22 protein-coding genes and 2 pseudogenes are annotated in these 23,431 nt (G+C 41.3%); 18 read left to right on the top strand and 6 right to left on the bottom strand.

The annotated features are described in order from the left end of the window. The first annotated feature begins 15 nt into the window (after positions 1 to 15). Positions 16 to 420 carry an HIT family protein gene (locus tag KOL94_RS01975; RefSeq protein WP_221563596.1) on the top strand — a complete coding sequence of 135 codons (405 nt, stop codon included), beginning with the start codon at positions 16 to 18 and terminating at the stop codon, positions 418 to 420. Position 421: 1 nt separating this feature from the next. Then, positions 422 to 1,217, top strand: a pseudogene (locus tag KOL94_RS01980) (class I SAM-dependent methyltransferase). An 89-nt stretch (positions 1,218 to 1,306) separates the two neighbouring features. On the opposite strand, the gene KOL94_RS01985 reads toward KOL94_RS01980, so the two are convergent. Next, positions 1,307 to 2,176, bottom strand: a complete 870-nt coding sequence (locus KOL94_RS01985; protein ID WP_221563597.1) for an STAS domain-containing protein — start codon at positions 2,174 to 2,176, stop codon at positions 1,307 to 1,309. Positions 2,177 to 2,316: 140 nt separating this feature from the next. Between KOL94_RS01985 and KOL94_RS01990 the strand changes: the two genes are divergently transcribed. From KOL94_RS01990 to KOL94_RS02025, 8 genes are all read left to right on the top strand, one after another. Beyond that, positions 2,317 to 2,457: a hypothetical protein gene (locus KOL94_RS01990; RefSeq protein ID WP_221563598.1), complete on the top strand. Its 141-nt coding sequence runs from the start codon at positions 2,317 to 2,319 to the stop codon at positions 2,455 to 2,457. A gap of 65 nt (positions 2,458 to 2,522) precedes the next feature. Next, the gene (locus tag KOL94_RS01995; protein WP_221563600.1) at positions 2,523 to 4,217 is read left to right on the top strand and encodes a M3 family oligoendopeptidase; all 1,695 of its coding nucleotides are present in this window, start codon (positions 2,523 to 2,525) and stop codon (positions 4,215 to 4,217) included. 87 nt (positions 4,218 to 4,304) lie between these two features. Beyond that, positions 4,305 to 5,012 carry a purine-nucleoside phosphorylase gene (deoD, locus tag KOL94_RS02000; RefSeq protein WP_221563602.1) on the top strand — a complete coding sequence of 236 codons (708 nt, stop codon included), beginning with the start codon at positions 4,305 to 4,307 and terminating at the stop codon, positions 5,010 to 5,012. Between the two features lie 273 nt (positions 5,013 to 5,285). Then, positions 5,286 to 6,020, top strand: a complete 735-nt coding sequence (locus KOL94_RS02005; protein WP_221563604.1) for an ABC transporter ATP-binding protein — start codon at positions 5,286 to 5,288, stop codon at positions 6,018 to 6,020. Further along, positions 6,010 to 7,026 carry an ABC transporter permease gene (locus KOL94_RS02010; protein ID WP_221563605.1) on the top strand — a complete coding sequence of 339 codons (1,017 nt, stop codon included), beginning with the start codon at positions 6,010 to 6,012 and terminating at the stop codon, positions 7,024 to 7,026. The genes KOL94_RS02005 and KOL94_RS02010 overlap by 11 nt, the downstream gene beginning before the upstream one ends. Positions 7,027 to 7,082: 56 nt before the next feature. Next, on the top strand, positions 7,083 to 7,739 hold the full coding sequence (locus KOL94_RS02015; RefSeq protein ID WP_221563606.1) for a TetR/AcrR family transcriptional regulator: 657 nt from the start codon (positions 7,083 to 7,085) through the stop codon (positions 7,737 to 7,739). A 25-nt stretch (positions 7,740 to 7,764) separates the two neighbouring features. Then, positions 7,765 to 8,526: a TspO/MBR family protein gene (locus KOL94_RS02020; RefSeq protein ID WP_311775096.1), complete on the top strand. Its 762-nt coding sequence runs from the start codon at positions 7,765 to 7,767 to the stop codon at positions 8,524 to 8,526. Positions 8,527 to 8,616: 90 nt separating this feature from the next. Next, positions 8,617 to 9,672, top strand: coding sequence for a class I SAM-dependent methyltransferase (locus tag KOL94_RS02025; RefSeq protein ID WP_221563607.1), 1,056 nt, complete (start codon positions 8,617 to 8,619; stop codon positions 9,670 to 9,672). Positions 9,673 to 9,691: 19 nt separating this feature from the next. Here KOL94_RS02025 and KOL94_RS02030 read toward each other — a convergent pair whose 3' ends face one another. The 3 genes from KOL94_RS02030 to KOL94_RS02040 are packed head-to-tail and all read right to left on the bottom strand — an operon-like array spanning position 9,692 to position 13,447. After that, entirely contained in the window at positions 9,692 to 10,813 is a 1,122-nt protein-coding gene (locus tag KOL94_RS02030; protein ID WP_221563608.1) for a Ger(x)C family spore germination protein, read from the bottom strand. Beyond that, positions 10,810 to 11,913, bottom strand: a complete 1,104-nt coding sequence (locus tag KOL94_RS02035) for a GerAB/ArcD/ProY family transporter (protein ID WP_221563609.1) — start codon at positions 11,911 to 11,913, stop codon at positions 10,810 to 10,812. The genes KOL94_RS02030 and KOL94_RS02035 overlap by 4 nt, the downstream gene beginning before the upstream one ends. Continuing rightward, entirely contained in the window at positions 11,903 to 13,447 is a 1,545-nt protein-coding gene (locus KOL94_RS02040; protein ID WP_311775097.1) for a spore germination protein, read from the bottom strand. Before KOL94_RS02040 ends, KOL94_RS02035 begins: the two co-directional genes overlap by 11 nt. A 274-nt stretch (positions 13,448 to 13,721) precedes the next feature. On the opposite strand from KOL94_RS02040, the gene KOL94_RS02045 reads away from it, so the two are divergent. The 5 genes from KOL94_RS02045 to KOL94_RS02065 all read left to right on the top strand — a co-directional run bounded on the left by KOL94_RS02045 (position 13,722) and on the right by KOL94_RS02065 (position 17,570). Then, complete coding sequence (locus KOL94_RS02045) at positions 13,722 to 14,021, top strand: metal-sensing transcriptional repressor (protein ID WP_221563610.1); 300 nt, start codon at positions 13,722 to 13,724, stop codon at positions 14,019 to 14,021. A gap of 18 nt (positions 14,022 to 14,039) precedes the next feature. Then, entirely contained in the window at positions 14,040 to 16,463 is a 2,424-nt protein-coding gene (locus tag KOL94_RS02050) for a heavy metal translocating P-type ATPase (RefSeq protein ID WP_483298053.1), read from the top strand. Between the two features lie 26 nt (positions 16,464 to 16,489). Next, positions 16,490 to 16,693, top strand: coding sequence for a copper chaperone CopZ (gene copZ, locus KOL94_RS02055; protein WP_221563611.1), 204 nt, complete (start codon positions 16,490 to 16,492; stop codon positions 16,691 to 16,693). Between the two features lie 136 nt (positions 16,694 to 16,829). Further along, positions 16,830 to 17,192 (top strand): YuzC family spore coat inner layer protein, encoded by a 363-nt coding sequence (locus tag KOL94_RS02060; RefSeq protein ID WP_221563612.1) that lies wholly within the window; start codon positions 16,830 to 16,832, stop codon positions 17,190 to 17,192. A 162-nt stretch (positions 17,193 to 17,354) separates the two neighbouring features. Continuing rightward, positions 17,355 to 17,570 carry a DUF2188 domain-containing protein gene (locus tag KOL94_RS02065; protein WP_221563614.1) on the top strand — a complete coding sequence of 72 codons (216 nt, stop codon included), beginning with the start codon at positions 17,355 to 17,357 and terminating at the stop codon, positions 17,568 to 17,570. A gap of 244 nt (positions 17,571 to 17,814) precedes the next feature. On the opposite strand, the gene KOL94_RS02070 is transcribed toward KOL94_RS02065, so the two are convergent. Both KOL94_RS02070 and KOL94_RS02075 read right to left on the bottom strand, forming a co-directional pair. Further along, complete coding sequence (locus KOL94_RS02070) at positions 17,815 to 18,411, bottom strand: CPBP family intramembrane glutamic endopeptidase (RefSeq protein ID WP_221563616.1); 597 nt, start codon at positions 18,409 to 18,411, stop codon at positions 17,815 to 17,817. After that, a complete protein-coding gene (locus tag KOL94_RS02075) occupies positions 18,404 to 19,318 on the bottom strand; it encodes a DMT family transporter (RefSeq protein ID WP_260412174.1) in 915 nt (304 codons plus the stop codon). Before KOL94_RS02075 ends, KOL94_RS02070 begins: the two co-directional genes overlap by 8 nt. A gap of 530 nt (positions 19,319 to 19,848) precedes the next feature. On the opposite strand from KOL94_RS02075, the gene KOL94_RS02080 reads away from it, so the two are divergent. From KOL94_RS02080 to KOL94_RS25740, 3 genes and pseudogenes are all read left to right on the top strand, one after another. Further along, on the top strand, positions 19,849 to 21,822 hold the full coding sequence (locus tag KOL94_RS02080) for a putative bifunctional diguanylate cyclase/phosphodiesterase (RefSeq protein WP_221563618.1): 1,974 nt from the start codon (positions 19,849 to 19,851) through the stop codon (positions 21,820 to 21,822). A gap of 299 nt (positions 21,823 to 22,121) precedes the next feature. Further along, a complete protein-coding gene (locus KOL94_RS02085) occupies positions 22,122 to 23,156 on the top strand; it encodes a glycoside hydrolase family 15 protein (RefSeq protein ID WP_221563620.1) in 1,035 nt (344 codons plus the stop codon). A 111-nt stretch (positions 23,157 to 23,267) separates the two neighbouring features. Further along, a pseudogene (locus tag KOL94_RS25740) lies at positions 23,268 to 23,411 on the top strand (UPF0236 family transposase-like protein); the annotation flags it as partial. Between the last annotated feature and the right edge of the window lie 20 nt (positions 23,412 to 23,431).

A 23,431-nucleotide genomic window follows, 5' to 3' on the forward strand; every position in this document is an offset into this window, starting at 1 on the left:
AATGAGGAGGCTGACATGAAAGATTGTCCATTTTGTAATCCGGAAAAAGATCCTGAACAAAATATTGTCTATGAGAACGAGCATTGTTACTTTTTGCTTCATCCCAAACACCAGGACGTTTTACAAGGAGCAGGAGTCATCGTCCCGAAAGCCCATCAGAAAGACGCATTTGCCCTCACCATAGAAGAATGGGAGGCTACGAACGATCTTCTTCAAAAGGCGAAACACTACATAGACGAAAAGTACCGACCAGAAGGGTATACGTTAGGATGGAATGTCGGTGAAGTTTCTAATCAATTCATCTTCCATGCCCATCTCCATATCATTCCGCGCTATGCGGATGAACCGCTTGCTGGTAAAGGATTGCGTTACTGGCTGAAACAGCCTGAAAACAAACGTCCCATAGAGAGTAGGTATTAACATGCGTACAAATGAAAAACTGGACTATTACAACGAGTTATCTGAGAAACCATTTTCGGGTTGGGACTTTTCTTTGCTTTCCGATACTGGGAGGGTCAGTTCAGAACCCCTGCCATGGAGTTATGGAAGTACTGTTTTACCTTACATAAGAAAAGCTGAATGCATGTTGGATATGGGTACGGGTGGAGGAGAGCTGCTATCCAAATTGCAGCCACTGCCTGAAACGACTTATGCGACAGAAGGGTATCCACCCAATTTTTCGATTGCAAAAGGGCGATTGAAGCCGATTGGTGTTGAGGTGTTTGAAGTGGGAGAAGACGATCAGCTTCCTTTTGAAAATCAACAGTTCGATTTGATCATCAACAAACATGAATCGTATTCAGTAGATGAGGTTTATCGTGTCTTGAAACCAGGAGGCACTTTCATCACCACAGCAGGTCGGGGGCAAAGACAATAATAAACTGAACGAGCTATTAGGCGAGAATCCGGATTTCGGTTATGGCTATTGGTGCCTGGGCTACGCGAAAGAGGAACTTCGAAATGCGGGTTTTACCATTGAAACTGCAGCGGAAGCGTACCCCTATTCCCGTTTTTACGATATAGGGGCAATCCTTTATTATTTGAAGGCAGCACCGTGGCAGGTTCCGAACTTCACAATCGAGTCTCATTTGACGAAGCTGGCTGACATCGAAGCAACAATTGAAAAAGAAAACTATATCGAAACGATTGAACACTGCTTCATCATCATAAATAATAAAGGGGCTGTCCCAAAAGTGTCTGAGTCTCTTCGTCCTTAACAACATTCTGGGAAAATCGTAGTTTGATACAAAATGGTGTGCTGGAAGTAAATCCGACACTTTTCTTTTGGAGACAGTCCCATTTCAAATCAATTAATCACAGAATGTTGTGAGAATCCGATTGATTCCAGTGCTTTTTGAAGATTGCTGAACGTAGAAATATCTTTGAAGTCGATTCCTAATGATACGACAGTCTGCGTCAATTCCGCACGCATACCTGTGATGATCGAATCGACACCTAGTAGTTTAAGAGCATTGACCACACGGAACATGTTGTTTGCTACCATTGTGTCAATGATGACAATACCTGACAGGTCGATGATTAAGTGGCGCAATTTCAACCGGCTGCTTTCTTCCAACGCTTTCTCGAGAATATATTGGGAGCGATCTTCATCAAGCTCACCAATAATCGGTAATACAGCAATACCATCTGAAATCGGAACGATCGGCATCTGAAGTTCCTGTACTTTCGCATGCGCTTTCGATAGCGTTTCGTAATGGTTCTCAAGGTGGGCGAGACTGAAGCAGTAGATACAACGATCAATCAACGGATCGATGATGGCCCATGCATCAATGACATCATCAATGGTTAAAATGTCGGTATCATTTGCTTGTTTCTTGATTGTATGTAGAATCGCTTTACGGAAAAAGCGCAATCCATCAAGTGATTCTTCTAAAGGTATTCCTTCATTTACCCCTATCTGCCCAGCTTTTTTACCCCATTCTGTTATGAGGGTGAAATAGGCTCTCTCGTCACTGAATAATGACTCCCCCAAATATGTAATGAAGGTTGCAGCAAACTCCTGTGATTCTTCTTGCGTCATTGAGACCAATTTTCTGGACATCATTTTTTCTACAAGTTCCGGTTCCTCTTCCATCCGTAATGCAGTAGATTCTTTTAATATATCTAACCGGTTTTCAATTATATTTTCACCTATCAATTTTAAATTTACACTCATATATCGTATCCCCCCCTTAATTGTAAAAGACCTCATTGTCCCCTTATTATACATTAAAACCTATATTAAAAAATACAATTATGAGACATACTGTTGGAATCATAGAATGAAAGAACAGGATCAGAAGGGTGGAGGGACTGATGAAGGACATAGATTGGCAGTTGATTGCATTCGTGACAGTATCTATTTTGCACGACCATTGGGTATATTCTAGGCTCCCGAAGCTCTATTATTATGATGCCTTCTATCCGGAACAAAGAGAAGTGGAAAAGGAGGAATGAAGGATTCCCATATCGATATGTAGAAAGACGTATGGACCAGTATTTTGAAAAAAGGAGATTTGGATATGAGATTTTCAGATTATAAGTATGTAAGACCCGATATGAAAAGGTTTGAAAAAGATTTCTTTTCGTTATTGGAAAAATTCGAACAAGCTGAAAGCTTCCAAGAACAGTCGAAGCAACTGGACAATATCGTTGAAATGCGAAATGAATTCGAGTCGATGATGAATATTTGTCATGTTCGCCATACGATCGATACAAACGATGAGTTTTACAAAGAGGAGCATGATTTCTTTGATGAGAATTCTCCAGTTTATGAAGGGTACATATCAAAATTCTATAAAAAGCTTGTGGACTCCAGATACCGCACTCAATTAGAAAACGAATGGGGGCCACAGCTGTTCAAGATTGCAGAGTTGACGCTGAAAACCTTCTCAGATGAAATCGTAGACGATTTGAAAAAGGAAAACAAATTGGCGTCTGAGTATTCGAAGTTGATTGCATCAGCAAAAATCGAGTTTGAGGGCGAAGAGCGGACGTTGGCGCAAATGAGTCCGTTTGTCCAATCGAAGGACAGGGAAATGCGGAAGCGTGCAAGTAAAGCACGATATGGATTTTTTGTGGAAAATGAAGAAAAGATTGATGATATTTATGACCTACTCGTAAAAGTCAGAACAGAAATCGCGAAGAAACTAGGATATAGAAACTTCGTGGAACTAGGGTATGATCGATTAACCCGTACAGATTACACAGCAAAAGAAGTGAGCGTATTCCGAAATCAGGTGAAAGATCATATTGTACCAATCACACAGAAATTATTTGAGCGTCAAAAGAAGCGTATCGGTCTTGATCGTCTAGCATACTATGACCTCCCGTTCAGTTTCAAATCAGGTAATCCGACACCGAAAGGGAATCCTGAGTGGATCATCGAGAACGGGAAAAAGATGTATGCTGAGCTTTCGCCTGAAACGGATGAATTCTTTAAATTTATGAACGAAAATGAATTGATGGATCTCGTAAGCAAAAGGGGAAAACGTTCTGGAGGCTACTGCACATATATCAGCCAGCATAAAGCTCCATTCATCTTTTCCAATTTCGTCGGAACTTCTCATGACATCGATGTATTGACACATGAAGCGGGACACGCCTTCCAGGTCTATTCCAGCCGCCATCTATCCGTTCCTGAATATAGCTTTCCAACCTATGAAGCTGCAGAGATCCATTCGATGAGCATGGAGTTTTTCACTTGGCCATGGATGGAGCTGTTTTTTGAAGAGGATACGGAAAAATACAAGTTCAGTCATTTGAGCGGGGCATTGACGTTCATTCCATACGGGGTAGCTGTTGATGAATTCCAGCATTACGTGTATGAACATCCTGAAGCAACGCCTACGGAACGTAAATCTGCCTGGAGAGAAATTGAACGGAACTACCTGCCTCACCGTGATTATTCCGAGAATGACTTTTTGGAACGGGGCGGCTTTTGGCATCAACAAGGACATATCTTCCGAACGCCGTTTTATTATATTGATTATACTTTGGCTCAGATTTGTGCACTGCAATTTTGGAGAAAAGCGAATGATGACAAAGAGCAGGCATGGGCGGAGTACCTTCATCTTTGTAAACAAGGTGGAAGCAAATCATTTACTGAACTTGTGGAAATCGCTAACCTTCAAGCGCCTTTTGAACGAACATGTGTAGAATCTGTTGTGTCTGACATCGAGCAGTGGCTTGATTCTGTCGATGACCAAGCACTATAATAATGAAGGATTGCATTGATTCAGAACGGTTATCCTAATGAACAGTGACGACACCAATGAATGAGATTTTATAGGAGGAATGATTCAATGAGTATTCATATCGGGGCCAAAGAAGGCGAAATTGCAGAAACGATTCTGTTGCCAGGAGATCCGCTCAGAGCGAAGTATATTGCAGAGACTTTCTTGGAAGACGTAACGTGTTATAACGAAGTTCGCGGAATGCTGGGCTTCACAGGAACTTATAAAGGGAAACGCATTTCAGTACAGGGTACCGGAATGGGTGTTCCCTCGATTTCAATCTATGCTCATGAGTTGATTGAAAGCTACGGCGTAAAAAATCTGATCCGTGTCGGGACATGCGGCGCGTTCCAAAAGGATGTCAAAGTCCGTGATGTGATTATTGCAATGTCTGCATCAACAGATTCTTCATCCAATCAGCATCGTTTCGGAATTGATTTTGCTCCGACTGCGAATTTCGATCTCCTGCACCGTGCATATGGAAACGCAGTAGAGCGAGGGCTAGAAGTGAAAGTCGGTAATGTATTCACAAGTGACACTTTCTACAACGACACGTTGGATCTTGCGAAAAAATTAGCAGATTATCAAGTTCTTGCTGTAGAAATGGAAACATCAGCACTCTATACATTGGCAAACAAATCCGGTGTCAATGCCCTGTCTATCCTCACAGTAAGCGATCACGTCTTTACAGGCGCAACCACATCTTCTGAAGAACGTCAAAAAACGTTCAATGAAATGATTGAGGTGGCGTTGGATACTACAGTGGAAAATCAATAAAATAAAATTGGGAAGCACCCGTGTGAGCGGGTGCTTTTTCGTAATGTGAAATGGATCTTCGACATTGAATTCTAGAAAACTTACAGTTAATCCTAGAAAAACGGTGCATAATCCTAGAAATTTTACGATAATTCTAGAAAAATGGACCACAATTCCAGAAATTAGTACTAAAGTCACTCACTTTTTTTCCATAAAAAGAGGAATTAAAGCGTTCATCACGAATAAAATAAAGTGAGTAATCACTCACAAATTCAAACTGGAGAGGTGAAAAACATGAACGAGTCAACTGTGATTGAACTGAAGGGCTTGACGAAAGCGTTCGGTAAAACAGTTGTCATAAAGGATACGTCATTAAGTGTGGAACGAGGCGAGATTTTTGGAATGTTGGGGCCATCTGGGGCAGGGAAAACGACTCTTGTCAAAATGATTGCGGGTATCGAAAAACCAACAAGTGGAGAGTTTTCCTTGTTTAACGAGAAAATGCCTTCCCATAAGCTGATCCGACATGTGGGCTATATGGCACAGTCAGATGGGCTGTATCATGATCTTACCGGGAGTGAAAACCTCAAGTTCTTTTCTGCGATGTATGGTTTGAAAGGCAAGAAACAAAAAGAGCGGATTATAGAAATTCTTGAGCTGGTTGATCTTACTGAACATAAGCAAAAGCTTGTCCGTAATTATTCAGGTGGAATGAAACGCAGACTTTCGTTAGCAGTCGCTTTGCTTCACGAGCCGAAACTGATTGTGTTGGATGAACCGACAGTCGGCATTGATCCCGTTCTCAGACAATCCATTTGGAACGAGTTTTACAAGCTGAAGGAAAAGGGGATGACGATCCTTGTTACCACACATGTAATGGATGAAGCTGAAAAGTGCGACCGCCTGGCGATGATGCGGGATGGTTCCATCATTGCAGTCGGAAAACCAGATACGTTAAAGGAAGAAACGGAATCTGAATCAATCGAGGAAGCTTTCTTACATTACGGGGGTGGAAAACATGAGGGTTAGAGCGCTCACAGTCAGGATTATCAAGCAGTTTGTACATGATAAAAGAACCTTGGCGATGATGCTGGTTGCTCCATTATTGATTTTGACGATCATTTCTCTTGTGTTCAATGGTGAGGAAGTTGTCCCTGCGATCGGGGTTGAACAAGTTCCGGAACCGATTAAAAGTGTGATGGAAAAGCAGGATATTACGATTGAAGAAATGAATGAAGAGGAAGCCGAACAAAAATTCGAAGATGGTAGTCTCGATGCGTGGATCTCAATAGAGAATCAACAACCCAGGATCATACTTGAAGGAAGTGACCCTGGCAAGAACCAAATGACACTATCGATCATGCAGCGTTCCATGAAGCCGCAATATAATGTGATGGAACCTGAAGTTGAATATTACTACGGTTCTGAGGATATGACGAGCTTTGATAATATCGGTCCGGTTTTGATCGGATTCTTTGCATTCTTTTTTGTTTTCTTGTTATCAGGAGTTTCATTTTTACGAGAACGTACAGGTGGGACATTGGAACGGTTGATGGCAAGTCCGATAAGAAAATCAGAGGTGGTCATCGGCTATCTGTTAGGATTCGGATTTTTCACACTTATCCAATCGACTCTGATCGTTTTCTATTCCATCTATGTCCTTGACTTGCTCATGATCGGTGACTTCATTTGGGTATTAGCGGTCACATTGCTTTGTGCTTTCACAGCTTTATCGCTCGGAACATTGCTGTCAGCTTTTGCGCAAAATGAATTGCAGATGATCCAATTCATTCCGATTGTGATTGTGCCGCAGGTTTTCTTTTCAGGGCTGTTCGATCTAGAAGCGATTTCAGATTGGGTGAGCTGGATTGGTCCAATCACACCGCTTTACTACGCGGCAGATGCGTTACGGGATGTTATGATCAGAGGGCTGGGATTCGATGAGATAGCGATGGATCTAGCTGTCTTACTTGGTTTTTCCTTATTCTTTTCAATAGCGAACATCTTCGCTTTACGAAAATACCGAAGCTTTTAAACTGATTGATGAAATAAACTATACAACACTAACTATCTAACGAAGGAGCAACTAGTATGGATGTGAACAATTGGGCGGGTGATTTTATTAACCTGATGGATGAAGAGAAGATGACAGAAAAGCAGAAGAAGATTTTGCTGGCATCGATTGAGGTGTTTGCTGAAAAAGGCTATGCTGCATCTTCTACTTCAGAGATCGCGAAAAAGGCGGGTGTTGCCGAGGGGACGATCTTTCGTCATTATAAAACGAAAAAGGATCTGTTGTTGTCAATCGTAGCCCCGGTGATGGCAAAAATGATAGCGCCATTGCTCATAAAGGACTTTCAAAAGGTCTTCAAACAGGACTTCCAATCATACGAGGAGTTTGTAAGGGCATTATTACTGAATCGGTTGGCGTTCATCAAAGATCATTTATCAGTAGTGAAGATCTTGCTGCAAGAAATCCCATTTCATCCTGAATTGAGGCAGCATTTTAGTGAGACTGTCATGGAACAAGTGGTATCGAGAATTGAATCTGTCATTATTCCATTTCAGGAAAAAGGGGAGATCATCGATTTACCGCCAAAGTCGATCATCCGTTTTACCGCGTCCTCAATCATCGGTCTTTTGTTCGGCAAGTTCATCCTATTTCCAGAAAGTGCATGGAATGAGGAACAGGCGATAGAAGAGACAATCCAAATGATTTTACACGGTGTGGAGAAAAAGGGAGAATAAGACATGCTAATAAGAGGTATGTAAAGTGGTAGAGGTGAAAGAAATGAATAAAAAGGTCATCGTCCTGTACATTCTATCTGTACTTTCTTATTTATTAATGGTGGGTGTGAATACTTATGCGAACACCCTGCCTTTAAACGGTCAGATGACGGGGGAGATCTCTGACCGTTTCAATGTCTTGTTCAAGCCTGCAGGGTATGTGTTTTCCATCTGGTCAGTCATTTATATTTTACTGGCAATATGGCTCGTGTATCTGTTGTTTCCAAAAAGCGTGAACCACAATGTTTTTCAGAAAACAGGATTATGGTTTGTCATCAGCTCGTTGTTGAATACTAGCTGGACCGTACTCTGGCATTATGAATATTTCAATTGGACATTTGCTGTCATGGCTGGGCTTTTACTTTCACTGATTATTCTTTATTCACTCATACAGCGTTCGTCTGGAAGAAGGCTGATGGATCGTTTGCCTTTCTCGGTATACCTTGGATGGGTATCGGTCGCCACGATTTCCAATGCAAGTATACTTCTTGATTATAATAACTGGAGCAGGTGGGGATTATCTGATGCAACATTGACGGTCATCATGCTTATTGTTGGTGCATTGATTGCATTGATCTTTTCCCTCAAGAATGAGGACAACGTCTATCCACTTGTTTTTGTATGGGCTTATTTTGGAATTGCGATCAAGCAGGGTGGTGCTCCGATTGTTAAAAATACTGCCTTGGCTTTGGGGATTTTATTGGCCGTTTTCATTTTGTTCCATCTTTTCACTCGAAATAAACGATAATAGTCAGAAGATTCCAAAATATTCATTGACTCCTTTTCCACCGGGTGTGTAATATGAAAGATAAGAACCAGAACGGACGGAGGAATCGGTATGACTGTTATTCAAACGGAAGAGAAGCCTGGAATAACGCCTTATGATGAAAATGATTTTGATTTTACAGAAGTGTTGTCCAGTTATCGGATCGACCTCAGGAACCCGCGGAATGAAATGCCTGATCGATTTTTCAATACAAATGTCGTAAAAGATTGGTCGAAGTTGACATGGGAAGAGATCGGAAAGCCATACGAAGTGAAGAGGATGTCGATCGATCGTACGGATTGGGAAAAAGAATACCGGCAAACGATGCCAGTAAAAACGTCGTGGGAATATTTCAACCGGTCATTTCATGAGTGGTTTGTGAAAGATGTTCCTAAAGAACGAGACGATACAAAAGAAAACCTGAAAAATCATCTGAAACAATTCAAACTTCATGAAGTGAAAGAAGGAGTCGGGGACCTTATCCGATTATCACTATGGAATTATGCTCATCGTATTGAGGATGGTATTTGGGACCCTCGAGGGAAAAGAGCGTTGTTCGAGGGACTTGATGTAGATAAACCGAACATTCTATTCCTCGGTGCAGCTGAAGGATACGAAGCGATGCAGCTGCAAGCGATGTATCCAGGTGGACAAGTGGTCATGGTCGATTATGACGCATATTGTAAGACAAAACGGTTTGCTGAGTTTCCAGATACATATCCATTCTTAGGAGCAAACCCCAAAACAGGAAGCCCACGGGTATGGTATAAACACCAAATGAACGTCGAGTATGTGGTTGAGGATATCCGTAACCTCAAATATGGGAAAGAATTCGATATCGTCATCAGCGTCGGGTTATTGGAGCACGTACCCGATGCCTATAAAGAAGAAATACTTGATTTCCATCGCCGCTTTTTGAAGCCGGGAGGCTATGTGATCATGACTACACCACGCAATCAATGGAAATCACGCATGTATTATCACGTCATGTCCGATGTGATGAACCATACGTATCGTGAATTGATGGATATCCGGCAAATGGGATTATACCTCTATCAGTCAGGATTTGATATCTTAAGGCATGGTTATATGAAGGTCCATAATGGTATCGTTGCAAAACCAAGATAAAAGAGACTGGATAAGGTTCTTAATTGATGATTCCGTGATCAACAATCTCCACATTGACTTTTGCCTCCATTTTGATTTTAGGGTATTCTTTTTTCCAGTCTAATTTTTTCCATACTTCAGGGTGAAATGCCATCAATTCAAGACCGACACCAAATGGATCACTGTTCGCTTCCTTCAATTTTTCTAATACTTTGTTGGCATCTTTCGTCATAAGGGTTGAAAGCTTTTTGTTCAAATGATCAATATGTTTCTTCGACATTAAATCGTCGTGAGGATATTCAATGACATTGACTGCCATGTATACATTGAAGGCTGCAGTAATACTACCGTCAGCCGATGGTGTAACGGCCATCTTTGATTTGTTTTTCTTTATATGGAAGCTGAGGTAATTTTCGATTTCTTGTTCGGCTTCTTCACTCACTTTTTGAACATATCTTGCTATATTATTCTTTTTATTTTGGAGAAGGAGCAAAAGCTTTGATTCATCAGTATTCAGACGACCTGTCATTTTGTCATCATCAAAGAGGGCGACACCTTTAAGTCTAACCTCTTGTTTCTCTTCATCATATCCAATATAAGGGACATAAGGATCTTTCCCTTCGTTAAAAAATACAGGACAAACAGTTTGGACATCAACTCGAGGGACAACTGTATGTTCTTCTCCGCTGATGATCATTTCTTCTACAAATTCTCCAATCAATGTATTCCCTTTACGATACATTTCCAGGATTTTTCCTGCTTCCCCTTCTGTTACTGCAAGTTTAGAGTTCAACGAGCTCTTTGGATCACGGTAAAAAACATCCAAAAAGGGATAGAGTCCTTGTTCGGCAATCTCAGTGCTATACAGGAACACTCGATTCTTAGATGGATTGAATGTGTTTGAAAGTTCATGGTCGATATTTATCCGGGTCTTACGTATATTCACTCCTGTTGCTTGGACAACTTCATTTTGTGGTACACCACCGCCAGTTTCACCACCTGCCATAAATCCCCGGATAGCCGATGTCACTTTTATCTTACCATCATCAGTTAGATCAAAAGCGGTCGCATAGACGAGGCGAGCATCTTTGATCATTTGTTGATCCCAGCATCCGGTAAGGAGTAGTAAGATCATTACCCAACATAATAAATATCTCTTCATCTTCCTGTTCTCCTTTTCCTCATTTGATTTTGGAATATGGAAAGTAGCAATAAAACCATTGGTATCACAATGATGAAAACATAACTTGAATATTCGACGACTTTACTGAAGGAAGCGATTTGTAAATCTGTTTGTGGAATAAGGGCTCCTACAAATGCAACAGGAAAAATGATATATAGCATTTTACTATGTTTTTTTTGTTTGAACAGCTGCTGTAATCCTATAGCTGCAAATAATGCATAACTCATTAGTGAAGTCCCCACTACGACGATCCATATCGCGATAAACAGTAAGTCGATTCGTTCTACAACTTGAAAGGTGATGGCCTTCAACATATATAAAACGGGTTGCGGGATTAATTTGAGTTCAATTGGTGAAAAGACGACAAAACTGACAAGGACAAGATAAAGGTATAAAAGCGACGTAACCCCGCTTGCGATACTGACGGATTTAAGGATTTCACGATCGTTTGCTTGGGCATATGGGAACAATAAGAGCAGCATTTCAAAACCGAGCATTGAAATCAATACAGCATGAGCACCTTTCAGTATATTCATCATTCCTGCGGCACCGACTGGAAGTAAATAACGGTATTCCATAACCCCAGGGAAAGCTACAAGCGTTAACAAAAACAATAACGGAATAAAAATAGTGACAAACATATAAAACCTTGCAATGACTCTTATGCGATCTTTCACTAAAAACCAGCAGGTGGTTATCATTAAAATTAGTACAATCCACCTAGGGGTTGATTGGAGTACCCAAAGTTTAATAATATTCTCATATAAAATCAGAATAAGTGTCACCACGAGGATTCCATAGAGTACATAGGTAAATATAATTACTTTTCCTAAAACTTTTCCAGCTACCTGTTCGGAGATCCCGAATATGGTCTTATCTGGAAAACGACGCCCTAATAGCCATATCAAGAAAATCAGGAATTGAACAACGACGCCTGCAATAATGACGGAAATCCAACCATCACTGCCAGCCACCTGTTGCACTGAAAATGGCAGACTTAATACACCGACCCCAATTTGAGTAAGTAGGATCATGAAGATCAGTTGATATTTCGTAATGGATTCTGGTTTATTCTTCATCCTGTTTCCATCTCCTAGAATACCATTCCTGACGATAATGCTGTGGACGGGCGTCTAGCGGTCTGGTGTCCAGCATCCATCTTGGCAGCCTTATGATCGTATCCTTGATGTCTTTTAGATGGAACGGAGCAAACGGAGCGAAGTAAGGGTGTCCGAATGGCTCCATTCGACATAAGTGAATCAAAAGTACCATCAGTCCAAAGACAATTCCCACCACTCCTAATAAAGCAGCTAATATCATCAGTGGGAAACCTAGCAGTCGTAAAGTTGTCGTCATTTCATTCGATGGAACGACGAACGATGCAATTCCAGTAAGCGCGACAACGATCAACATCACATTCGAGATCAAATTGGCTTGAACGACCGCGGTTCCGATGACGAGACCACCAACAATACCGATCGTCTGGGAAATCGGACTAGGTAATCGCACTGCAGCTTCCCGTAATAATTCCAGCGTCAATTGCATGATGAAAGCTTCAATTAAAGGAGGAAATGGAATGAATTCTAACGAACTTTTTACAGAGAATATCAATTCAATCGGAATGACTTCCATATTAAAAGATACGAGAGCGATGTAAACTGCCGGGAGTCCGATCGCAATCAGGAAACTGGCAAGTCGCAAAGCTCTTAAAAATGTCCCGACAATCCATCTGGTATTGTAATCATCTGGAGATTGATAGAAACTGAAGAATGTTACAGGTACAATGAGTAAAGTAGGACTGCCTTCCATCAATATGGCAACCCTGCCCTCCATGATGTTTCCTGTAGCCCTGTCTGGACGCTCAGTGTTCAATGTTTGCGGAAATGGAGACCACGGGTAATCCTCGATGAACTCCTCAACATAACCAGGTGTTTGAATCGAATCTGTTTTGATACAGCTGATTCTTTTTTTTACTTTTTCAACCAGCTTTGGATCAGCTAAATCTTTTAAATACATGATAGCAAGGGTAGTATTCGTAGCTTTTCCCAAAACCATATATTCGACCTTCAGATTGGGATTTTCGATTCTTTTCCTTAATAAATAGATATTGGTCTCCAGGCTTTCAATGAAACCTTCGTGCGTCCCACGGATGACATATTCATTTGTCGGTTCTTGAATACTACGAAATTCCGTTTTATAAACACTGACTACATACATTTGCGGCTCTTTTTCAGACAATATCACAGTGTATCCTTTAACAAGCGCTCTTTCTGCATCAGTTAAATCATTTGTTTCATCAACTTTTACTGCCGTAACGATATCGGGGATATAGCCTTCTTCTTTTTCAAGCATCGGTTTTATGACCAGTTCATTGATTTTTTCTTTATTCACCAGTGAGGAAATGAACAGGATCGTATATTTTTGATTGTTGAATGTAATCGTACGTGATCCGAAGTCACCAGAGTCAAAGAACGCATTTTTCAAGTACTCAATATTACGGTCTTTGTCTTCAGACATGATTTTTTCTTTTATATTTAATTCCGTTTCATAAGACTTCATTTCATTTTTACTATTGTTCTTACCGATATACTTTCGAGACCGTTTCCTTCTCACTTTGACCACTCCATCTGTGTAGGTAAGCTAAATATTAACCTTCCCAATTCAGACATAAATATCCAGTTCCATAAACAAAATAGTTGCATTAACATACTATAGGGGGGTATAGTAATATTAAAGGTAAATAATGAACCATTAACTTGCCTTTCCCTCAGGAGTCTCGTAAATTTCCGCTGCTTTAGTTTTTTGCAATGAATTATCAGCACAAATCGTAACCAGCTTTTTGAAAACGTGGGACACTATAACAAGTTCAAATGAAAGAGGTGGCACAATGACAGAGCATGATTCCCCGATCATTCCAAGAACAGAAGACGAACGGAACCGGATTTTAAACCGGCTGAAGCGGATTGAAGGCCAGGTGCGTGGCTTGCACAAGATGGTTGAAGATGATCGTTATTGTATGGATATACTCGTGCAGATTTCTGCAATCAATTCCGCTCTGAAACAAGTTGGTTTTTCGTTGATGGAACGACATGCGAATACGTGTGTCAAGCATTCTATCGAATCTGGTAATGGCGATAAATATATGGAGGAATTGATGAAAGTCGTAAGACAGTTTTCAAAGTCATAACAAAAAGAAGGTGTACACATGAGTGAAGCACTTGAAAGACAAAAACCTATGAAGGACGAAAAGATACCGATCACGGGTATGACATGTGCTGCGTGTTCAAGCCGTATCGAGAAAGTTCTGAATAAGATGGACGGTGTAGAGGCTTCCGTCAACCTAACCACTGAAGAAGCTACAGTCAAATACGATCAGGATGCAGTGCAGACGAAAGATATGATTGAGCGTATTCAAAAGCTTGGATATGATGTACCAACTGAAGGTCTTGAACTTGCTATCCATGGGATGACATGCGCTGCTTGTTCAAATCGTATCGAAAAAGTGGTCGGTAAAATGGATGGTGTCAAAAGTATCAATGTCAATTTGACGACAGAGACAGGAAAAGTTGAAATCCAACCTGGTCTTGTTTCTAGACAAGATATTGTTGAGAAAATCGAAACGCTGGGATACAGTGCTGAAGTCAAACAAGACAGAGATGCGAAAGAGGAGAAAAAAGACAAGGAACTGAAAAATAAGCAACGGATGTTATTGCTTTCGATCCTTCTTTCAGCACCATTATTGTATACGATGGCGGGGCATCTACCCTTAAATATAGGAATCCCTGTCCCTCATATTTTGATGAACCCCTGGCTGCAATTTGCATTAGCAACACCGGTCCAGTTTTATATCGGCGGTCCGTTTTATGTCGGAGCTTACAGGGCACTCAAAAACAAGAGCGCGAATATGGATGTGCTTGTCGCATTGGGAACATCCGCCGCTTACTTTTATAGTTTGCTCGAGTCTTTGCGTTCGGCTTATTGGTCAGGATATGATCCCCAATTGTATTTTGAAACAAGTGCGATTCTGATCACTTTGATCTTATTAGGGAAGTATTTCGAATTCCTTGCAAAAGGACGTACGACTCTAGCAATCAAATCATTGCTGAATCTGCAGGCGAAAGACGCTACGATCATTGAAAACGGCCTCGAAAGGAAAGTTGCAGTTGATCAGGTTCGGGTAGGTGACCATTTACTTGTAAAGCCTGGAGAAAAGATTCCTGTAGATGGTGAAATCGTCAAAGGACGTTCATCTATTGATGAATCAATGATTACAGGAGAGTCGATCCCTGTTGAAAAAAACAGCGGGGATAAAGTGATTGGATCGACCATCAATAAAAATGGCACCTTGACAATAAAAGCTACGAAAGTCGGGAAAGATACAGCACTTGCCAGCATCATAAAGATCGTTGAGGAAGCCCAGGGATCCAAGGCTCCGATTCAACGGATGGCTGATGTCATCTCTGGGATATTCGTGCCGATCGTCGTTGCGATCAGTATTATTGTATTTTTCATCTGGTTTGTATTCGCAGCACCAGGGCAACTTACAATGGCTCTTGAAGCATCCATCGCAGTACTCGTCATCGCGTGCCCTTGTGCGCTAGGTCTTGCAACTCCGACTTCGATCATGGTGGGAACAGGAAAGGGTGCCGAACAGGGAATCCTTTTCAAAGGCGGAGAGTTTTTAGAAGGGACTCATCGGATCGATACGGTTTTGTTTGACAAAACAGGTACGATTACAAAAGGAAAGCCTGAAGTGACTGACTGGATCCCATTGAAAGAGGACGATGATTTGTTAAGCCTGATTGTTTCAGCTGAAAAAGGCTCTGAGCATCCTCTTGCAAGTGCGATTGTAACTTATGGTGAAGAACAACAGGTTGAAATGCTTGAAGCAGATAACTTTGAGGCTGTGCCCGGACATGGAATCATAGCTGATCTATCAAATCGGAAGGTGCTGGTGGGAACACGGAAATTGATGGAACAAAACCTCATCCCGACCTCTGAGCATGAAAACAGGGTCAAACAGTTGGAGCATGAGGGGAAGACGGTCATGCTGATGGCGATCAATAATGAGCTGGTGGCACTTATTGCTGTCGCTGATACGATCAAAGAAACATCTGAAACAGCTATCGGACAATTGAAAAGCATGGGTATAGATGTCTTTATGATAACCGGGGATAATGAACGCACTGCCAAAGCGATTGCAGATCAGATCGGAATTGAAGGTGTTTTTGCTGAGGTGCTTCCACAAGATAAATCTGAAAAGGTACGTGAACTGCAATCCCAGGGTAAAAAAGTGATGATGGTCGGCGATGGAATCAACGATGCGCCTGCACTGGCACTAGCTAACATCGGAGTGGCAATCGGAACAGGTACCGATGTAGCGATCGAAACTGCGGATATCACGCTTGTCGGAGGGGATTTGTCACTTCTTACAAAAGCGATCGTCTTAAGTAAAAAGACGATGAGGAATATCCGTCAAAACTTGTTCTGGGCGCTGTTTTATAATTCAGCAGGCATTCCCGTGGCAGCCCTCGGTCTGTTGGCACCATGGGTTGCAGGAGCGGCAATGGCCTTCAGTTCAGTTTCAGTCGTAAGTAACTCTCTTCGATTGAAAAGAGTGAAATTATAAATACCACTATTCTAGGAGGTAAAAACATGGAAAAGACACTTGATGTAAAAGGGATGACATGTAACCATTGCAAACAGGCTGTAACGAATGCGTTGCAAGAATTGAATGGAGTGACACGTGTTGAGGTTGATCTAGATAAAGGGAAAGCACACGTTGATTACGAAGAAGGCAAGGTTACTGAAGAGCAAATGAAAGAAGCAATTGAAGATCAAGGGTATGATGTAAATTAGAGATGAGGAAACCGTCCAGCAGGGCGGTTTCTTTTTGTCGGTGGAAATCCCAATCTGAGCATCTACCATACTGATCGTAGCCATAAACGTGGATAACCTCACATGAATAGATTGTGGTTAAAGGACGGTGAGTCATGTGTCTATTTCAGAATGGGATTATTATGAGGGTTATTCAGGATGGGGGGAATGGGTACCACGCTTGCCGATAACCACCAATCCCAATGATGTAACCCAATTGAAGCATTCTGCTAAAAGCTTCTTACGGCCAGCAAACGAGCTCCATGGGTTTCTGAAAACTGTTGTCGAAAAAGAAGGATTTGCAGAGCAATTGAAAAAGTCAGCAGAATTGAACCAGAATGAAAAAGTACGCAACTTGATCAAGTCAACCGGTGTGGTGACTGATTTCACCATAAATTTAAATCCGGACCGCATTCTCATCACCTTTCAGCCTGAAGCAGCGGATGCGTGTTTTAACATTAAGCTCTCTTTGTGCTGGTAAAATGCAACTTTAGACCTCGACAACCAAAATAATTTGGGAAAATCCATGATGAAATACACGGTTTTTCGGCATGAAATTCATCATACTTTCCCAATACAAGGGTGCTCTAAGCTGTGGTAGGATAAAAGTACCTTAAAAATAATTCGAAAAGGATGTGGGAAAATGTCTAGAATGATTGTAACCGTAAAAAGAGGGAAGAAGTGGGCAAATATTTTAGACGGGAATTACCGATCCTCTAGTACGCATCTTACCCAGCAGGACGCAATTGAAGTTGCTAAACATCGCGCACAGCAAAAAGGGTATGAACATGTCATTTACCGCAAAGATGGCACCATTCGTGAAATCAACAAGTACTTACCTCTTACCATCCAGCAATAATGGGAACAAGATCATCGATACGAATAAAAAGAAGGAAGGAATGATCCAAAGGTAAATCACCTTTTGGCGATCACTCCTTTTTTTGTTGCATTTAAAGAAAGTATAAATACATTCTTCAATATAAGGGCAACTAAGGCTCAGCTTGCGCTAAGGTTTGACCTTGCCAGGTTTTCTTTATCTTGATTTGTCGGCTTTATATAATGTTATTTTTGCGAAATTTACTTCCTTTCCGCAATAACAGAGCCTACAACAATGGGAAGAGGACGAACAAAAGCAAATCGAACACAAGATGGGACATCAATGGTACCCAGATGTTTTTCGTCTTTTCATAAAGAAGTGCCCATACAAATCCTGCAAACAGCGCCGCCAATACAAGTAAGATGCTCCCAGATGCTAGGTGAGCCCCTCCGTACAATAGAACCGAAATAATTACCCGAAACCTTACAGTCCCGTGCAATCGATTTTGGACATATCCTCTCCAAAACCATTCTTCTGCTGGGATGATGATTATGAACACGAGGAGTGTATGCCACAATGTTTCAGGTGAAATCATCCTATACAAATTTTCCAGTTGTATGAATAAAGAAGGGATGAAGAGTATCACCAGTAGTTTTCCGATTGCAAAAAAGCCATAGATGAAAATCCCGCTTCCAACAGCAACCATCACATTATTTTTACTGAGGTTCTTCCAGCTGATTTTTCCTTTTATAATCGAAAAAACCAATAGACCAGCCTGGACGAGGGGAAAGAACACCCAAAAAGATCCGCTTGCTTGGAATGCTGCTCCAATTCCTACCCATGCCATCAAAACACTAAGGAATACGGATGTGTCTTTAGACATTGTTTTTCACGCCTTTTCCAGTAATCGGCTGCGTTTTCTTCTTTCTCTTCAGAAATATATAGATTCCGAAAAGAATGATCGCTCCGCCTGACATTTGCTCGATTCGAACGGATTCAGACAAAATGAAATAAGCAAGGATCGAAGCACCGATCGGTTCGCCTAAGATCGACATTGAAACGACATTCGTACTCACATATTTCAATGCCCAGTTGAAAATGGTATGGCCAAGGAGTGTCGGGAAAATTGCAAGGAGCAAGAAATACACCCAATTTTCAGTGCTGTATGGTCCGAGCGAGTAATCTAGAGTCAAGTCATAGATGAATAGAGTGCCAGTCGCCATACCGTACACAAGAAACGTATAGGTCATCAGATGAAGCTGTTTCCGTACAGTCTGTCCGAATAAGTAATAGACAGTAACAGCGGCTGCACCTAATAGGGCAAGGAGATCCCCGAACAGAGCCATTCCACTGATCCTGAAATCCCCCCAGCTTATCAGAATGCTGCCGCCGATCGCTAAGGCACCACCGATAAATGCTTTCAAGGAAAGTTTCTCCTTGAAAAAGATGTAGGTTCCCACAAATGCGAAAATAGGCTGAAGTGCAACAAGCACCACAGAGCTTGCGACGGATGTGTAATTCAATGACTCGAACCATAAGATAAAATGGAGTGCGAGAAAGATTCCTGAGAATAAGCAGAACAGCATGTCTTTCTTATGTATTTTCTTGAAATCATCCCTGAAATAGAGAAGGATGAAAGGCAGCATAAGTAACGTTGTGAATAGCAACCGATAGGTAGCGATCACAGGTGCAGGTGCTGTGGATAGCTTGACTAGAATCGCAGACGTAGAGACGGATAACACACCAATACCAATTGCGATATAAGGATTTATGATCGGTTCTTGTTTCAATGGATGACCCCCGTACCAATTCTTCTCACTTGTAGTTTATCACTCTCTTTTCCTTGGAGAAATACACAATTTGATTGAATTACAAAATATACCTAAACAGAAGTCGAGAATTGTCGATATAAAGCGTAAAGAAGTTATAAGGTCAATGTTGGGGGCATTCGTTTATGACTCTGTCACATGTTCGGATAGGTGTTGGAACAATCTTGCTCATAATGTTTTCTCTCTTTCTTTTTCTTGGAGACTCAACACCTCATTTTAAGTCAATCATCATAGCTATTTTCGGAATACTGCTTCTTTCAAGCATATGGATATTATTCCGAAGGGCAGCCCGGAGGAATCAACTCACTAAAGTTTTAATAAATTGTGTAAGTACAAGTATAGTGTTCTATGGTGCATCTGAACTCATAAAGGTTTTCACTGGGAATAATAGCCAACTGGATCCAATTTCAGGTACCCTTTGGATCATACATATTTTACTTCTCTCATTTGGATTGGTATTTGTATTGACCAAAGTACGATCCAATTTCCAAATGGGCTATTTGTTATTTGATCTGCACATTACGATAACTGTATTAGGAGCCATTTCTTTTGTGACATATGAAAAATTAGCTGGAAATGGCGTGCCCATGCATACGGTCTTTTACCCGCTAGGCGTTCTTTATGTATTATTCATCCTGGCCACATTATTTTTGATTGTTGACAAGCCCATCAATCGAAGGATTCTGAATGGTCTTTTTTCTGGATTGTTGATCTGCCTGGCAGCGGATATCCTTTTGCTTTTTGATCTATTGGACGGTTCTCTATTGCGTGAGAAATACCTATTACTTGATGGATTAGGTATTTTTATGGTCGCATCTGCTTTTCGTCGAAAAAAAAGTCATTTCCTTAACCAATATCAGGACCGTTTCACATTATCCTATGCCCACTGGGAACTGATCCGGCCGATCATCCAATATGCAGGTGTCTTCATTCTGTTGTATGAATTTCTATTTGTCTATCGTGAGAATGACATATTGTTTGGAAGTCTGATTGTGACTTTCATTCTCGTGATTTGTCGGGACATCATCAGTATCATCCAAAACCAATCACTTGTGAAACATCTGAAATTGTTCAATCAGCAGCTTGAAAAGAAAATCGGTGAACGTACACAGGAACTGACAGATTCACATAAGGACCTGGAGGAGGCTTTCAAACAGATCGATTATATCGCACGCCATGATACATTCAGCCGACTGCCGAACAGACGCTATCTTGAACAAATGATCGAGTGGAAAATCCTCGACGCCAGTCAATCCCGTACGATGGTTTCATTGATATTCCTAGACGTGGATCGGTTAAAGCATGTAAATGATACACTCGGCCATTCGTTCGGGGATCAGTTATTGCTGCACGTCATTGAACGGATCAAAAGCTGCCTGCCTTCTGAGGCATTTATGGCACGACATGGCGGTGATGAGTTCGCAATTTTGATGGATAGTCTCTATTACGAAGAAGAAAGCAAAGAGCTGACGGCTGCAATCATCGAAACAATCGAAGCGCCTTTTCATATTAGCGGAAAGGAATTGTCGATCACGTTAAGCATTGGGGTGTCGATCTATCCTGAACATGGTGAATCGGTAGGAGAATTGATGAAGCATGCTGATCTTGCAATGTATAAAGCAAAAGAAGATAGGCAGAGTAAAGTTATCTTTTATTCGCCTGAAATGGACCAGGAGCTTGTTGGTAAAATGAAGCTTTTGACAGACCTTCACGCTGCCATCAAACACAATGAATTCCTAGTGTATTATCAGCCGCAATTTGATATCCACACAGGGGGTCTCTCAGGGATCGAAGCACTTGTACGCTGGAAGCATCCGAAACACGGCGTGATTTTTCCAGGAGAATTCATCCCGCTGGCTGAGGAGTTTGATTTGATCGTACAGATTGATGACCTTGTGATGAGGACTGCGATCCACCAGTTCAACGAATGGGAAAAGGAAGGGATCGCCCCGCCGCGTCTTAGTGTGAATCTATCTCCACAGCAATTTGCACAAGGAAATCTTTGTTCGAAAATTTCCGTGCTATTGGAGACAGCAGTTTTCCCAGCTGATAAATTAGTGATTGAGATTACAGAAAGCGTTGCGATGAATAACGAGGAATATTTAACAGCTCAATTGCACGAAATTACAGCAATGGGAATCCAGATTTCGATTGATGATTTCGGAACTGGTTATTCATCCCTGAGCTATGTGAAAAATTACCCGCTGAATCAATTGAAGATTGCAAGACCATTCATCATGGAGGTCCCAGGGAACTTTAATGATACAGCAATGCTGAGAGCAATCATTGATTTATCTCATCACTTCAACCTTTCCGTTGTGGTTGAAGGCGTTGAAACAATCGAGCAATTGAATTTCCTGAAATCCATCAATTGTGAAGAAGTACAAGGATTTTATTTTTCAAAACCGCTGACAACAAGAGACCTGGAACACAGTTATCTACTACCATTCAAACAAAGTGTATAAAAGGTGAGGACTGACCTGCGTCAGTCCTTTCATGTTATTCTTAGTTATTGTCCACTCTGTTTTGGGAAATGTACCAATAAAGCTAGGAAATGTTCCGCCGAAATTACATAAAGTAAAAACTGCAATATAAGGTTATTTCGTTCAATTGGGCTGGCATTTGGACGGCTAATGAATACGATATTAAAGGCAATGAAGCACAGTTGATGGTTTTCATCCTCTTTTTCCACAACGAAGAGTAAATAGATGAATTATGGGAATAAAGGAATTAACAAGGTATAAGAAGAGGAAGGATTTAAAAGATGGAAAAATCGAAACTTTATGATGTGTTGGAGACGATGCGGCTTTCGAATGGAGCCTTTCTGGCAAGTCCGTCAAAGCATTATTCCTATGTATGGATCCGTGATGTATGTTATGCAGCCCTTCCATTCCTATATAATAACGATGACCGATTTGAGAAAGCGTATTATGCACTATTTGATCTTTTCAAAACGTATGAATGGAAGATTGATATCCACCGATTCCAGAAACCAGTGCATCGCTATGAGTATATCCACGCCCGCTATTCTACAGATCTTAAGGAACTTCCTGTAGAGTGGGGGCATGCCCAGCATGATGCGATCGGGAGTTTCCTGTGGGGCATTGGTGCTGGTCTAGCTCGGGGTAAAAAAATGATTAGAGATGAAAAGGATCGCGAAATGGTCCAGAAACTTGTCGACTATTTAAATTGTGTCCAGTATTGGTCAGATGAGGACAACGGTATGTGGGAGGAATATCAGGAGCTTCACGCTTCTAGTGTAGGAGCATGTGTGGCAGGGTTGAAGCAGGTTCGTATGCTGGTAAATGTTCCTGAAGAGTTGATCAAAAAGGGAGAAGAGTCTCTCAAATTCTTGCTTCCCAGGGAAAGCGAGACGAAAGAAACAGACCTTGCATTACTATCCTTGATTTATCCTTATCAAATCGTTTCAAGACAAACAGCTCTTGATATTTTAGCAAATGTAACGGGACAGCTAGAAAGAAAATACGGTTGCATCCGTTATGCCAGGGATCAATATTTCAATGAAGGTTCAGAAGCGGAATGGTGTTTCGGGTTTCCTTGGCTTGGGTTATGTTATGGCCATTTAGGAGATATGGAAAAGGTCGAAGAATATGTTAAGAAAACGGAGTCCATTGTGCCTATCGATGGTAAAGTTCCTGAACTCTATATTGGCGGCAGATTTGAAGCGAATGAAAATACACCTCTTGCCTGGGCTGTAGCGATGAGCATCCTCTTATTTGAATACGCAGAAGCATTAAGCAGTGAAAAAAACGACACCAAAAAAACTTCCCTTGGCTAAGGGAGGTTTTTTTAGGTGCTGTTAATCTCGATGGTATAGCTAAGTTTTACTTGAAGGGAAGCCCACATTGAAATTTGACTCGGTCTATGTTCAGATAAGCTAAAAAGAAACTACTATCAGGATCGCGAAACGAGTAGGTATGTGTATCTCCTGGATCAGTACTTGGCATTTGATAATACGCAAGGCATAGCCCTGTCGTGTCATTTTCGGTTGATGTCTAATATTCATGAAGAGATCAGCTTAGGTAAGCGCTGACAAAAATAATAGGTTTTAAT

Source organism: Alkalihalobacillus sp. TS-13, from assembly GCF_019720915.1.
GTDB lineage: Bacteria > Bacillota > Bacilli > Bacillales > Fictibacillaceae > Pseudalkalibacillus.